The organism is Hymenobacter gummosus, from assembly GCF_003970915.1.
Taxonomy (GTDB): Bacteria; Bacteroidota; Bacteroidia; order Cytophagales; family Hymenobacteraceae; genus Solirubrum; species Solirubrum gummosum.
Map to the genome: position 1 here is coordinate 140,548 of NZ_RXOF01000014.1, position 14,644 is coordinate 155,191.

Consider the following 14,644-nt stretch of genomic DNA (forward strand, 5'->3'; position numbering starts at 1 on the left):
CGCATCCGCATTTCTGGAATACCTGATACGGCTTTGCGGTCCGGGGTCGGGGCGCACGGGTGGGGTGCAACCCACTCCCCCGTTCCGCCCGTTAGCCGGCAAACCATGCCTGCTCCTAACGCCTCTGCCGCCCCCAACCTCACCCAAGGCCCCATCCTGCGTGCCCTGCTCACGCTGGCCGTGCCCATCGTGCTGGCCAACCTCTTGCAAACCGGCTACCAGCTCGTGGATGCCTATTGGGTGGGCCGGCTCGGGGCCAATGCCGTGGCCGCCGTGGCCGTGAGCTTCCCCATCAGCTTCCTGCTCGTGGCCCTGGGCTCGGGCTTCTCGGTGGCCGGCTCGGTGCTGGTGGCCCGCGCCTTCGGGGCCCGCGACCTGCCCACGGTCAACCACGTAGCGGCCCAGTCGCTGGTGCTGACCCTGTCGCTGTCCGTGCTGCTGGCCGTGGGGGCCTACTTCGCCTCGCCCCTGCTGCTGGGCCTCATCGGCGTCGGGCCCGACATCTTCGCCGAGGCCAACCAGTTTCAGCGGGTGCTCTTCCTGGGTTTGCCCCTGAACTTCGGCTTTCTCATGTTCCAGGCCCTGATGCGCGGGGTGGGCCAGGTACGCATTCCGCTCTACATCAACCTGCTGGCCCTGGCCCTCAACTTCCTGCTCGACCCGCTCTTTATCTACGGCGCCGGCCCGGTGCCCGGCCTCGGGGTGGCCGGGGCCGCCCTGGCCACCGTCAGCACCCAGGCCTTGTCGGTAGTGCTGGGCCTGGGGGTGATGCTGCGCGGCACGGCGGGCCTGCGGCTCCGCTTCCGCGGCTTCCGGCCCGATACCGCGCTGATGCTGCGCACCTTCCGCCTCGGGGCGCCCTCCTCGGTCGATTTGTCGGCCCGGGCGCTGGGGCTGTCGGTGATGACCACGCTGGCGGCGGGCTTCGGCACCACCGTGCTGGCCACCTACGGCATCGGCTCCCGGCTGCTGGCCCTGGGCATCATTCCGGCCCTGGGCATTTCGCTGGCCTGCTCCACGCTGGTGGCCCAGAACCTGGGCGCCCGCCGCCCCGACCGCGCCCGCCACACCGCCCGCTACGCCATAGCCACCAGCTTCGTGGGCTTGTTGCTGGTGGGCCTGCTGCTGTTCGCCGCCGCCCGCCCCCTGGTGCGCTTCTTCCTGGCCGGCGACGAGGCCGTGGCCACCGACGCGGTGGAGTTCGTGCGCATTGCCGCCGCCAGCCTGTGCTTTACCGGAGTGCAGCAGTCGGTGTCCGGCTCCCTGCGCGGGGCCGGCAACACCCTCGGCGCCATGCTACTCACCATTATCAGTACCTGGGTGCTGCAGTTCCCCATTGCCTGGTACCTGAGCAGCCACACCGCCCTGGGCTTCCGCGGCCTCTGGTGGAGCTTCGTGGCCGCCAACGTGCTGGCCGCCATCCTGGCCCTGCTCTGGTTTCTGCGCGGCAGCTGGCAGCAGTCCGACCTGCTCCAGCCCGAAGCGGATGCCCAGGTCGGGGGGTGAGGCGCACACCAAGGCCTCCGCGCACTCGCTCGGCTGTGCCGAGTGAGTCCTACGTAGCTCGGCTGTGCCGAGCAGCCGCCCGCGCCGCCTGCCCGACAGTCCCCCGGTCCGCTGCTCCCACAAATCCGCCCATCCCGCTTTATATACCCCAATTCTGCTATATATTAACCGGCAAAATCCACTTCGCTCATCCCCGCCGCTTATCGTGAAACGCTTACTCTTCCTGCTGCTACTGGCCGCCCTCACCCTGCCCGCCGCCCGCGCCCAGCGCCGCCCCGTCAGCACCATCCTCCAGCTTACCGACTCCCTGCAGCGCCTCATGCAAAAGGAGCACATGCCGGGCCTGCTGCTCACCCTCGTCGCCCACGATTCCGTGCTCTTCGAGGGCGGGCTGGGCCTGGCCGACGTGGCCCGCAAAACGCCCGTCACCGCCCACACGCGGTTTCGCCTCGGCTCCATTACCAAGAGCTTCGTGGCCGTGGGGCTGCTGCAGCAGGTGCAGCTGGGCCGCCTGAGCCTGCAGGACGAGGTGCGCAAGCTGGCCCCCGAAGTGCGCATCGACAACCCCTGGGAGGCCACCGACCCGGTGCGCGTCGTTCACCTGCTGGAGCACACCGCCGGCTTCGACGACATGCACCTCAACCACATGTACAACGTCACCGCCACCGACCCGCGCGGCCCCGCCGGCCTGGCCGTGTTCGAGCCCGAGCTGCGCTGCCGCTGGCGCCCCGGCGAGCGGATGAGCTACTCCAACCCCGGCTACCACCTGGCCGGCTACCTGCTCGAAAAAGCCAGCGGCCAGCCCTACGAAACCTACCTCGCCCAGCACCTGCTCACGCCCCTGGGCATGGCCGACGCCACCTTCGCCCTGCGCCCCGCCACCCTGCCCCGGCTGGCCCAGGGCTACCGCTTCGCCGACGGCCAGTACGAGCCCCTAACCCCCTGGCCCATCTACGCCGGGGCCGCCGGCTCGCTCAGCGCCTCCGCCGCCGACATGACGCGCTGGCTGCAGCTGTTCCTCCACGACCTGCGCCTGCCCGACGGCCAGGCCCTGCTCCCGCCCGGCACCCTCGCCGCCATCGAAACCGCCCAGACCCCGCTGGCCGCCCGCGCCGGCCTGCCCGGCGGCTACGGCCTGGCCAACCACGCCATGAGCCCCAAGGGCAAAGCCCTGTTCCGCGGCCACACGGGCGCCATCGACGGCTTCACCTCCGTCTTCGGCTACAACCGCGCCCTGGGCGTGGGCTACGCCCTCTCCAACAACGGCGGCGGCTCCTTCAAAGCCCTCGAAAAGCTCATCCAGGAGTTTCTGCTGCGCCACGCCCCCGCCCCGGCGGCCCCCGCCGCCGCCCGCCTCGATACTGCCGCCCTCGCCCCCTACCTCGGCCACTACGCCCCCGCCGCCCCCCGGCAGGCCATGGCCGGCCTCAGCGACTACCTCACCGGCGACCGGCAGCTGGTGCGCCGCGGCGGGCTGCTGCTGCTGCAGCCCCTCATCGGCGAGGCCGATACCCTGCTGCCCACCGGCCCGCTCACCTTCCGCCGCCCCGGCCAGCTGCTGCCCTCCCTGGCCCTCACCCACGACCGCGACGGCCGCCGCGCCCTCGTCTCCCCCAGCGGCTACGCCCTCGAAGCCAGCAACACCTGGTGGTGGCTGCGCCCCGCCCTGTTCGCCCTGGCCGTGCTGCTCATCGTCAGCAGCAGCATCGCCGGCCTGGTCTGGCTGATTCTGGCCCTGCGCCGCCAGGTGCCCCGGGGCCAGGTGCTGCCCCGGCTGCTGCCGCTGCTGGCCAGCCTCGCCCTCGTCGCCACCATCATCAGCTTCGCCCACCTCGTCGACAACATCTGGCTCAACGGCACCCTGCGGCCCGTCACCGTGCTGGTCAGCCTCGGGCCGCTCGTCTTCGCCGCCTGCCTCCTGGCCGGCCTGCTGCTCACGCTGCGCCGCTTCCGTGGCTTCCGCAGCCGCGTGGCGGTCGGCTACCTGCTGCTCACTTACGCCGCCCTGGGCTGGCTGGCCTTCGCCCTGGCCCAGTACGGCTGGCTCAGCTTGCGGCTGTGGGGGGTGTAGAAAGCTCTGTTCTGCCTTTTAGATAAGCGCCCCGGTGCGGCTGATGCGTCAGCCGCACCGGGGCGCTTGGTATTTCGAGTCTGTTACTGTAATTGGTCTGCTTAACTGCTAATGGGGTTTCTTAGCCGCTCTTGTAGCCTCTTCTTGTTTCTGTAAGTATGGCAAGTAGCAGTCAGCATATTTACTCTAGTCGCAGGTGCAAGTGCAGATAGCAGATGTCACAATCCACTTTATTACTATATCAGCTTATTATTACGTGTTCCATGATATCATCACGCTGCAAACCCACTTTAACTCCTTTGAAAAAAAACTCTCTTTCTTCTCTTGGCATATTTTCAGACGCTAACAAATAAGCTCTTTTTGCCCAATTATCATTAAGAGGAAAAGACTCTTTCAGCTCCCTGATCCAGTCTTCAGAATCATGATTTAAGCTAGCAAGCAATATTTCACGTTTAACAGCACCATTAGCACTATCAAACATTTTAATAAGTTCATGAAAATGATTTAGCTCTGCATTGTAAACGAATAGACTCAAAAGAGAAATTTTATAAAACTGATTAGATTCAACGATTTCATCTTTTAGTAAAGCCAAAACCTTATCACCAATATTTTTCCAATCAGATTCATAGTTTTCAGCACATGAATTAAGATAAAGACAAACATCGTTGATAGCAGGTATAAGTGCATCAAAATTATCTATTGAATAATCAACAGCATGAGCCAGACCAATTTGAGCAAGCCTCCTATACAGCCACCTTATTTTTTCATATTTTGGTTTTTCAACTTTCAAATACCCGTCTAACAAGACAACTACATCGACCTTTGATATCTTCGCCAAATCATCATCACTTATATCATTTATTCTAACCTTTGTATAAGAATCCCCATCAGCATAAGTATCAATTATTGATATTAAATCTTTTTCCGTCTGAGCACCAGCCTCTTCGGTTAGCATCGATCTACACTTGTCAATAAATTGTGACTTATTATAGATATTTGTTTTTTGATTTTGCAATACCAGCCTTTGTTGTTTATCTAATATTTCAGCAACTTGGTTAATTCGAATTCGTGCTTCTTTTTCAGTAGAACAGAAGAACACCATGTCATCAGCATATCTTTTAAATTTAATTCCTCTGGTAATAAAGCTATTATCAATTGGTATCAAAGACATTTCAGCGAACAGGTGAAATACATGTGGACCAACAGGAATACCCCTGGAATTTCTTTGAGTAATAGACACTATAAGATTTTTTATTAATCTAATCAACACAGGAGTAAAACCACAAACCCCTAATTGATTCTCTATTGTGTGAAGATATATTTGGTTGTAAAAATCCGATATATCGCACATAACTACATACTCATAATTAAGGGCCTCACTCCTACAGCTCTCCCAAAAACTACTCCAAGCTTTTTTATTGCTATACAATACCCCTGCCTCGGTTGGCTTGAATCGATAGCTAAAAACCACTTCTTCATATTCATTAACTCGTCTATTTTCTATCAAATGGCCAAACTCTTTAACAATAGCACCTAATAGAATACTATCAAATATATCTAATTGAGTAGCCACTCTATAAGATGTATTATCTTTAGGTATAATAAATCTCCTTGCTGGCCGCCATTTATAACTATCAATATCTAAATCTTTGCATAGCTCTATCAACTTAGCTTCTTTGTCTTTAACCACTTGAAGTTCATATGGCTTTGGAAAAAGATCAGTATCACTTTCTTTATGCAAGTGATTAACAGACCATTTGTACGATTCCTCATTCAGTTTCATATTCCAATATTTTTGAATTGCACTTATAAATTTATCTGCGCATGGATGAAAACCCTGCTCTAGGATTCAACAATGACCTATACGCAACACGCACATTATCAAGGGCTATACCAAGTTCACCCGCTCTCTCAACATCATAATTATCTGGATTTATCCAGAATTCAGACTTATGACTGCACATAGCAGCTAGGTTCTCATCAAAATGGCGCATTGATATTGCAGCTGCCGACCAATATTTCACTAGTTGGTCTTCTCTTTCAAAACTTCTTTCCCTTCCTCTATCTAAATCACGATAATATAAGCATGTTTCGTCAAGAGCTATTGATATTGCTCTCAAAGAAGCATCTTTTAACTCTCTTCTTTCTTTAGAAAGAGTTGCAATTGGCCCTAGTATTTTTACTAGACCATCAATAACAGCAGTTAGCATCAGACTTTTTTTAATGTTTGCAGCAATAATGGCAAAAATATCACTCATGTCAAATATTATCTCATCATAATTTTATCACAGCGTGAGTCGGTAACCTATCCTAAAGAAACGTCACATTTACTCTTGCGTCAGACACAAAACAGCTTGGCCACTAGACATGGAAGGGCTTTTGCATAAAACCCTGCCACTCACATCTGCACGCTATACCCCTACCCCACCTAAACTTGCACCCTCATTCCACCCCACTCCCCCATGCGCCCCTCCCTCGTCCTGCTCCTGATGCTCCTCCTCGCCGCGCCTAGCTTCGGCAAAAGCCTGGCGAGCATCGAGCAGGACCTGCTCCAGGACCTCAAGCGCATCCACTACTGGGCCGACTACGAAAACGCCCCCGACCACCTCAGCCTCCCCGATTCCGTGGAGCGCGCCAACGAGCGGTTCCGCCGCAAGCTGCTGCACTACGCCGCCACCGAGCCCGCCACCCTCACCGCCGAGTTCCGGCTGCTGCGGGCCGAGCACCTCACCATTGCCACCGCCCCCGACCAGCAGCTGCGCATCTACTCCTGGGACACCCGCACCGGCGGCACCATGCACTTCTTCGCCAACGTGTACCAGTTCCGCCGCGGCCCGGCCACCGTCGGCGCCCGCTGCCTGCCCCTGCCCGCGGGCCACACCGAGCCCGGCGGCTTCTACTCCGAGCTGTTTGCCGTGCGCAAAGGCGCGCAGACCTACTACCTGGGCCTCGCCCACGGCATCCACTCCTCCCGCGACTGTTACCAGCAAGTCAAGGTCTTCACCATCGAAGCCGGCCAGCTCAACCCCGACGCCCGCCTCATCCGCACCGCCTCGGGCCTCAAAAACACCCTGGGCTTCGCCTACGACTTCTTCTCCGTCGCCGACCGCCCCGAGCGCCCCGTCCGCCTCATCACCTACGATGCGGCCACCCGCCGGCTGCAGCTGCCCGTCGTCTGGGCAGGCGGCAAAGTCACCACCGGGCGCATCAGCTACCAGTTCACCAGCACCGAGTTCGTGAAGCTCAACCCATAAGCTAAGACTAGAAGCTAAAAAGCTAGTTCCCCTCCTCAGATGAGGAGGGGCTAGGGGTGGTTGACCTGACGCCAGAACGATGAAGTTTGAACGTCATGTCGAGCGAAGTCGAGACATCTCGCGTGCTGATGCCCAAGAGTAGTTTCTAGCCTTAGCCTTTCAACCACCCCCAACCCCTCCTCATCTGAGGAGGGGAGCTAGCTTCTAGTCTAACCTCTAAGCAACTGCGCAGTCGTCAGAACGCACCCCCTCTCCTTTTCGGAGAGGGGGCCGGGGGGTGAGGCGCACGTGAAGCGCACCCGAAGCGCACCCGAAGCGCCCCCGAGGCGCACCCGAGGCCCCCCTACCGCACCACCCACCTACCCTCCCCGTCCACCTGCTCCAGCACCACCAGCAGGTACGGCGCATCCTCCGCCCCCAGCCCGCTATAATCCGCCAGCTGCTGGTCCGTCTTGTGCTTCACCACCACGCCCTGCCCCGGCGCGGGCGCGGCCGTGCTCGTGGCGGCCGTGTAGTAGCGCAGGGTCAGCCCCCGGCCGCTGCGGTTGCCCAGCGTCGGCTGGGGCAGGCCGGCCTCGCGCCGGTCGTACACCAGCGTGGGCTTGCCGTACTGGGCCACGCCCCGGTACTCGGCCTTGCGCCGGGCCGCCGTCTTCACGATGCGGCGGTTGGCCTCGTACTGCGTCACCAGCTCCGGGTGCTTCAGCTGCTGGGCCGTCACCAGCGGGTCCAGTTGCTTTTCCAGCACCGTCGTAGCCTCCGCAAACAGGCCTTCCAACGTATCGGTGGCCGTGCTGCTGCTCGTCGTTACCTCCCGGGCCGCCCCTTTGGTGTCGGTCAGCGCCTTGATATCGGCCTGCAGCCCGGTACGTACCTGGGGCTCGTAGCCCGCATCGGCCAGGTCTTCAGGCCGGAGCGTCGCCACCGTCCCGTCGATTTTGCGCAGGTAGGCCAGCAGCTCGGCATCCTTGCTCCTGATCATTTTGCTCAACGGGTGCTTCAGCTCCCCCCGCAGACCGGCGTTGTCGGTCAACGCCACCACCAGCAGGCGCAGCACTTCCGCCCGCTGCCCGGCCTGCACTTTCAGGCCGTTGCGGTCCAGCGTAAGGCCCGTTGTGTCGTGGTCCTGGGCGGCAGCGGCAGCTTCGATGCGCGTCACTACCCCAGCCAGGGCGGTCCGTCCCGCGTCAATGCGCTTGATGGCCACCAGCGGCGCGCCATCTCCTTCGAAGAAGCGTAGCACCGCTTGGTACATGGCGAGTTGGTTCTGTTGATGAGTTTTCATTGTAAACGACTACTGTTTATGACATTTCGCCTTTCCACTCGAAAAGGCCGAACAAGTCTATCGGTCACGCCCTGCCTCCGTCAACGGCTTTCCGCCCAACCCAGGAAAACAGCGGCTCAACCGGTGGAAAATTCTTTCCAACTCCCTCAGCACGGTATTCCACCACCTCGCCGGCCGCTTCCACCATCATTCCGCACGTTCCCACCGTCATTCCGCACGTTCCCACCGTCATTCCGCACGCTTCCACCATCTCACCGCGCTTCTCCACCGTCATTCCGCACGTCCCCACCACCTCGCCGTGCCTTTCCACCGTCTCGTCGCGTGTTTCCACCATCATTCCGCAGGCTACCACCATCTCGCCCCCGCGGCAACCCTGCCCACCCGCCCCCGCGTAGCCCCTGCTACCACCGTCCCCGCCCCGTGCATGTCCCCCGAGCCCCGCCCCGATTCCACCCTCACCCTCAGCGACCGGCTGGCCCTGGAGCGCACCCGCCTTGCCAACGAGCGCACCGTGCTGGCCTACCTGCGCACCGGCATGGCCCTGGTGGTGGCCGGCTTCTCGCTCATCAACTTCTTCCGCGAGCACGTCTACGTCTGGTTGGGCGTCTGCTTCGTGCCCGTGGGCGTGGGCACCGTGCTGCTGGGCGTGGGCCGCTTCCGCGCCAAGCGCCGCCGCATCCGCGAGGCCATGCAACGCCCCTGAGCCCGCCGCTGCCCCCGCTCCTCTAGGCTGCCCGCCCGCTCCCTGCTCTGCCCATTGCTGGTATTGCCGAGCCTGCCCGTGCTGCGCGGCCAGGCCCCGCCCCTCAAGGCCCGGGACCGAACCCTCGGCGGCAGCGGCGACGACCGCCCCACCTGCGCCCTGCAAACCGCTGACGGCGGCTACCTCCTCGGCCCCAGCAGCGCCTCCGAACGCGGCAGCGACCAATCCGACAACCACCGCGGCCCCGCCGCCCCCCCGATTACTGGCTGCTGCGCCTCCACCGGCCGCCGGCTCTGGCCCCGAACCGTCGGCAGCAGCAGCATCGACGAGCTGCAGGCCGCCGTGGCCACCCCCAGCGGCGGCTTCCCGCTGGCCGGCCCCGGCTTCGGCGACCAATCCCAGCCCCGCCCGCCCGGCGGGGCTTACCGGGCGCCTGCCCCTGCCGGCCCGCGCCGGGCCTTTCAAACGCCAAAGCCCCTCCGGCAAATTGCCGAAGGGGCTTCAGAAGAGGGCTGGTCGCCACGGGTAGTCCCACACCTGAAACCACCCGAAGTTGCCGCATTACTGGCGGCCAGCCTCCCTGTCTTAAACGGGGCGCCCCCGGCCCGTGTGGCGCCATTACTACGCAAATGCCGCCGGGAAAAAGGCGGATTTTGCCCTGCGTAGTTGTGCCCGGCCCCGGCCCGCCCCACCGCCCGGCGCGGGCAGTTACCAGCCCCGAAGCCGTAGTTAGCGCAGGCTAAAAGCCGGGTTTACACGCTTACCCTTCGGCGCCAGGATGTGGAAATTTGAATCAAGTCGGCCGCTACCAGCCGGGCCCTGCCGCCCCGCTAAGCCGACCCGGCCCTCATCTTTTCCATCCGACCAGCCATGCCTACTACCCCCGCGTCCGCCCCAGGGCTTATGGCCCCCGCCACGCCCGTCGACCTGGACCTCGTCGATGCCCAGCAGCTGGCCCGGGAGCTGCGCCAGCAGCCCGCCTCCCCGCACCGCCCCCAGCTGCTGATCGACTGCAGCCAGCTCCAAAGCCTGCACACGCTCGGCGTCAGCCACGTCATCTCGCAGCTGCTGACCCTGCACCGCGCCGGCGCCGACATCTGGCTGCGCAACGCCAGCCCCCTGCTGCGCCGCTGCCTGCAGCTGCTCAAGCTCAACCAGCTGTTTCACGCCACCTGACGGCCGCCGGCAGCCCGCCGGGGTAGCACGGCGGTGGGCTGTACTACCACTATCGTCGAACGCAGACCAGCAAGCCCCCAATCCCGCCTTTCCCCCAACCCCAAGCAGCCCCGAGCCACCTGCCCGCCCAAACGCCCCGGCCCCCGCCGGGGCGTTTGTCATTTAATGTGCCCACTCCGTGCCCGCCGAAACGCCCCTCCCGATTCGCCGAAGAAATCCGCCCGGTGGCCGATAATCCGGCAGGGTTAAGCGACAGTTGCCCCCGGGCCGCGCCGCCGCGCCCCAGGCTGGCACCCGGCTTGCAAAAAGCCTGGCAAGCGGTTGGATACCTCGCCGCCCCTCACTTCACCCATCTCACCCCCAACCACTTGCTTGCCATGAAAGCCTCCCTGTTTTCCTTCGTTGCCGCCCTGGGCCTGTTTGCTTCGTCTGCCGCCTCCTTTGCCGCCCCGGCCGCCCCGCCCTTCAAAGACCGCCGCGAAACGAGCCGCTACGAGCGGGAGCGGGCCGAACGCGAACGAGCCGAGCGCGCCCGCCGCGAAGCCGCCGAGCGGGCCCGGCGTGAAGCGGCCGAGCGGCAGCGCCGCCAGGAGCTGGAGCGCCAGCGCCAGCTCGAAGCCCAGCGCCGCGCCGAGCGCGAACGAGCCGCCGAGCGGGCCCGCTGGGAAGCCCAGCACCGCAATGACCGCCACGACGACCGCGGCCGCCGCTAGTACCCCACCCCTGCCCAACCCCGCATCAGCCCCGGCCCCCAAGGCCGGGGCTTTTTCGTGCCCTGCCGCAAGCCCGCCACCTGCGGCGAAGAAGGGCTTGCCAACCCAAGCTGCAGAACGGTGCTAGGGCTAGTTCCCCTCCTCAGACGAGGAGGGGCTAGGAGTGGTTGAAAGATTAGAATTAGAAATTACTATCCGGCATCAGCACGCGAGATGTCTCGACAAGCTCGACATGACGTTCAGGTTTTATCGTTCTGACGGAAGGTCAACCACCCCTAGCCCCTCCTCAGCTGAGGAGGGGAACTAGCCCTAGTGCTAGCCTTAAACAACCCCGCTCAACCATAACGCTGCCCCCGCCCCGGCGTACCCCACGGAGTACCATTCCCCATCGTACGCCATGCCTACCCAGCCCCGCCCCCGCCGTGCCCTCGACCTCATTTCGCCCCGCGCCCACGCCATTACCGACATCATCTGCTTTCCCATCATGCTGGGGCTGGCCGCCTGGGCCGCCCGCCGCAGCAAGCGGGCCGCTGCCATCATCCTGGCCAATACCCTCGGCGAAGGTTTTATGATGAGCATCACCCGCTTCGAGGCCGGCCTGTTTCCCCTGGTCAGCTTCCGCACCCACGCCCGCGTCGGGCAGGTCGGCGGCCCCCTCTGGCTGGCCCTGGGAGCCCTCACGCCCCGCGTGCCCCAGCCCGAGCGCACCGTGCTCATCATCCTGGGCCTGCTCCCCACCGTGCTCAACCACCTCAGCGACACCTCCGCCCAGGACGAGCCCGCCGCGTAAACATGCGCCCCAGCGCCAAGAAACCAGGCCCAACAACCATTCAGAACCAACCCTTAAGCGTCATGCCGAGCCCGGCGAGGCATCTCGCGTGCTGACGCCGGGGAGCTAACAGCTAGTTTACCAAGCTGCAGAACGGTATTAGGGCTAGTTCCCCTCCTCAGTTGAGGAGGGGCTAGGGGTGGTTGAAAGATTAGAATTAGAAAGCTAAAAGCTAACTGACGTTCCAGAACGAGGTCAACCACCCCTAGCCCCTCCTCATCTGAGGAGGGGAACTAGCCCTAGCATCGTTCCGCGACTGGGGTTAGCTTAGCCGTTAGCTCCCCAGTAGTCGTCCGCCCCCCTTCTCCTTTTTCATGTCACGCATCACGCGAGGCCGGGCCGCCGAGCTTTTTATCCGCGTCCGGGGTCGTATCTTTATAAAAATATTCCGCAAGTTTCCCCGTCACCCACCCGCCCGTGAAGCGACTCTTATTCTACCTGCTGCTGCTCGGCAGCTTTAGCGCCGGGGCCGTGCCCCTCACCTTCCGCGTCGACATGAGCCAGCAGACGGTGGCGCCCACGGGCGTGCACGTGGCCGGCAACTTCCAGGCCGCCGCCGGCTTCGGCGCCGACTGGAACCCGGCCACCACCCTGCTCACCGACCCGGACAATGACCGCATCTACGAGGTGACGGTGAACGTGCCGGCCGGCACTTACCTCTACAAATTCGTGAACGGCAACGCCTGGGGCGGGGCCGAGCTGCCCCCCACCTCCTGCGGCGTGGCCGACGGCGGCGGCAACGTGAACCGCCAGGTGACCCTGGGCAGCACCGCCCAGCGCCTCACCGCCGTGCCCTTCGGCGGCTGCCCCACGCTGGTGACCTTCCGGGTAAACATGCGCGGGCAGACCGTCACCCGCGCCGGCGTGCACGTGATGGGCAACTTCCAGACCCTGGCCGGCTACGCCTCGAACTGGGACCCCACCGCCATTGCCCTCACCGACAACAACGGCGACGACATCTACGAGGCCCAGGTGGCCCTGCCCGCCCCCGGCCGCTTCTTCTACCGCTTCGTCAACGGCACCACCACCTCGGAAACCGTGCCCGCCACCTGCGGCACCGACGACGGCACCGGCACCGGCGCCCTGGCCCGCGTGTACAACGCCACCGCCGCCGTCAACGACGTGGCGGCCGTGTGCTTCGGCACCTGCCAGACCTGCGGCCCCTCGCTCACGGGCTACGCCACCCACTGGTGGAACGAGGCCGTGTTCTACGAAATCTTCGTGCGCAGCTTCTACGACTCCAACGGCAACGGGCAGGGCGACTTCGTGGGCCTCACCCAGAAGCTGGACTACCTCAACGACGGCAACCCCAACACGACTTCGGACCTGGGCATCACCGGCATCTGGCTGATGCCCATGATGGAGTCGCCGAGCTACCACGGCTACGACGTGACCAACTACAAGGCCACCGAGCCCGACTACGGCACCATGGCCGAGTTCGAAGCCTTTCTGGCCGCCGCCCACCAGCGCGGCATCAAGGTCATCGTCGACCTGGTGCTCAACCACTCCTCCGACCAGCACCCCTGGTTTCAGCAGTCGGCCAGCTCCGCGGCCAGCCCCTTCCGCGACTGGTACCGCTGGTCGAGCACCAACCCCGGCCTGGGCTGGTACCAGCGCAACGGCAGCTACTACTACGGCTACTTCTGGAGCGGCATGCCCGACCTGAACTGGCGCAACCCGCAGCTGAAAGCCGCCATGTGGGACGCCTCCCGCTTCTGGCTGCGCAAGGGCGTCGACGGCTACCGCCTCGACGCGGTGAAGTACCTGGTGGAAAACGGCTCGGTTATCGAAAACACGCCCGAAACCTTTAGCGTGCTGGAGGAATTCCACGACTCGGTGCGGGCCGTAAACCCCAATGCCTTTACCGTGGGCGAGGCCTGGTCGGCCACCCCGCAGGTGGTGCCCTACGTGGTCAATCAGCGCCTCGACGTGTGCTTTGAGTTCGACCTGGCCTCGGCCATTCTGAGCAGCGTCAACGCCGGCAACCCCGCCGCCCTACGCCAGCAGTTGAGCGTGGTCGACGCCAGCTACCCCAAGCTGCAGTACGCCACCTTCCTCTCCAACCACGACCAGAACCGCGTGATGGATTTGCTCGGCGGCAACCTGGCCCGCATGAAGCAGGCCGCGGCCCTGTACCTGACCATGCCCGGCGTGCCCTTCCTCTACTACGGCGAGGAGCTGGGCCAGACCGGCTCGGGCGTGGACGAGGAAAAGCGCAAGCCCATGCAGTGGACCAGCGGTGCCAATGCCGGCTTCACCACCGGCACGCCCTGGCGTAGCCCCAGCGCCAACTACCCGCAGGTGAACGTGGCCACCCAGCAGGCCGACCCGGCTTCCTTGCTCAACCACTACAAGCGGCTCATTGGCCTGCGCAACGCCCACCCCACGCTGCGCACCGGCTACCTGCTGCCCCTCACCAGCCCCACCACTTCCCTGCTCGGCTACGCCCGCGTGAAAGACCAGGAAGCCGTGCTCGTCGTGAGCAACCTGGGCAGCGCCGCCGCCACTAGCCCCGCCCTGAGCATGGCCCTCTCGACGCTGCCCGCCGGCAATTACCAGGTCACCGAGCTGCTCTCGGGCCAGAGCGCCGGCAGCCTCACCCTCGACGCCCAGGGCGGCCTGAGCAGCTGGACGCCCGCCAGCCTCGGCGCCCTGCCCGCCAACCAGACCTGGCTGCTGCGCCTGGTGCCCACCAACCCCACGGCTACCACCGCGGCCCAAGCCAACGCCGCCCTGCAGCTCTACCCCAACCCCGCCAGCAGCCAGGTGCAGCTGCGCTTCACGGCCCCGGCCGCCGGCCCCGCCCAGCTGCGCGTGTACGACCCGCAGGGCCGCCTGCTGCGCAGCGCCGCCTTCACCGGCCCCAGCCACACGCTCGACACCAGCACCTGGGCCGCCGGGGTGTACTTCCTGCGCGTGCAGGCCGGTACCCGCACCGCCGTGCAGCGCCTGGTGGTGACGCACTAAGCCCGCCCGGCAGACCACACGCAACAAAGGCACCCCGCTCGGGGTGCCTTTGTTGCATTCGGCCGCCTCACCTACCGGGCCTTTAGCGCCTCGCGTCGCGCTGGTTGAGGCCTGTGGTGTGCGGCGGCCCGCACAACGCC

The 14,644-nt window shown here is 63.3% G+C and carries 11 protein-coding genes; 8 read left to right on the forward strand and 3 right to left on the reverse strand.

Annotated features, from left to right (window positions below; translation table 11 throughout):
• The first annotated feature begins 105 nt into the window (after window positions 1-105).
• Together EJV47_RS20980 and EJV47_RS20985 are read left to right on the forward strand one after the other, a co-directional pair.
• On the forward strand, window positions 106-1,506 hold the full coding sequence (locus EJV47_RS20980) for an MATE family efflux transporter (protein WP_126695167.1): 1,401 nt from the start codon (window positions 106-108) through the stop codon (window positions 1,504-1,506).
• Between the two features lie 205 nt (window positions 1,507-1,711).
• Entirely contained in the window at window positions 1,712-3,577 is a 1,866-nt protein-coding gene (locus tag EJV47_RS20985) for a serine hydrolase domain-containing protein (RefSeq protein ID WP_126695168.1), read from the forward strand.
• A 241-nt stretch (window positions 3,578-3,818) separates the two neighbouring features.
• Here EJV47_RS20985 and EJV47_RS20990 read toward each other — a convergent pair whose 3' ends face one another.
• Window positions 3,819-5,360, reverse strand: coding sequence for an RNA-directed DNA polymerase (locus EJV47_RS20990; RefSeq protein WP_126695169.1), 1,542 nt, complete (start codon window positions 5,358-5,360; stop codon window positions 3,819-3,821).
• Between the two features lie 31 nt (window positions 5,361-5,391).
• Window positions 5,392-5,835 carry a hypothetical protein gene (locus EJV47_RS20995; RefSeq protein WP_207895947.1) on the reverse strand — a complete coding sequence of 148 codons (444 nt, stop codon included), beginning with the start codon at window positions 5,833-5,835 and terminating at the stop codon, window positions 5,392-5,394.
• Window positions 5,836-6,039: 204 nt separating this feature from the next.
• Between EJV47_RS20995 and EJV47_RS21000 the strand changes: the two genes are divergently transcribed.
• On the forward strand, window positions 6,040-6,831 hold the full coding sequence (locus EJV47_RS21000) for a hypothetical protein (protein WP_126695170.1): 792 nt from the start codon (window positions 6,040-6,042) through the stop codon (window positions 6,829-6,831).
• A 343-nt stretch (window positions 6,832-7,174) separates the two neighbouring features.
• Here the strand turns inward: EJV47_RS21000 and EJV47_RS21005 are convergent, their stop codons facing one another.
• Window positions 7,175-8,116 (reverse strand): hypothetical protein, encoded by a 942-nt coding sequence (locus EJV47_RS21005; RefSeq protein ID WP_126695171.1) that lies wholly within the window; start codon window positions 8,114-8,116, stop codon window positions 7,175-7,177.
• 424 nt (window positions 8,117-8,540) lie between these two features.
• Here EJV47_RS21005 and EJV47_RS28945 point away from each other — a divergent pair, with 424 nt between their 5' ends.
• The 5 genes from EJV47_RS28945 to EJV47_RS21030 all read left to right on the forward strand — a co-directional run bounded on the left by EJV47_RS28945 (window position 8,541) and on the right by EJV47_RS21030 (window position 14,504).
• Window positions 8,541-8,819, forward strand: coding sequence for a DUF202 domain-containing protein (locus tag EJV47_RS28945; protein ID WP_126695172.1), 279 nt, complete (start codon window positions 8,541-8,543; stop codon window positions 8,817-8,819).
• An 870-nt stretch (window positions 8,820-9,689) separates the two neighbouring features.
• Complete coding sequence (locus EJV47_RS21015; protein ID WP_126695173.1) at window positions 9,690-9,995, forward strand: STAS domain-containing protein; 306 nt, start codon at window positions 9,690-9,692, stop codon at window positions 9,993-9,995.
• Window positions 9,996-10,372: 377 nt separating this feature from the next.
• Window positions 10,373-10,708, forward strand: coding sequence for a hypothetical protein (locus EJV47_RS21020; protein ID WP_126695174.1), 336 nt, complete (start codon window positions 10,373-10,375; stop codon window positions 10,706-10,708).
• A 397-nt stretch (window positions 10,709-11,105) separates the two neighbouring features.
• The gene (locus EJV47_RS21025) at window positions 11,106-11,498 is read left to right on the forward strand and encodes a hypothetical protein (RefSeq protein ID WP_126695175.1); all 393 of its coding nucleotides are present in this window, start codon (window positions 11,106-11,108) and stop codon (window positions 11,496-11,498) included.
• A 456-nt stretch (window positions 11,499-11,954) separates the two neighbouring features.
• Window positions 11,955-14,504, forward strand: a complete 2,550-nt coding sequence (locus tag EJV47_RS21030; protein WP_126695176.1) for an alpha-amylase family glycosyl hydrolase — start codon at window positions 11,955-11,957, stop codon at window positions 14,502-14,504.
• Window positions 14,505-14,644 lie beyond the last annotated feature (140 nt).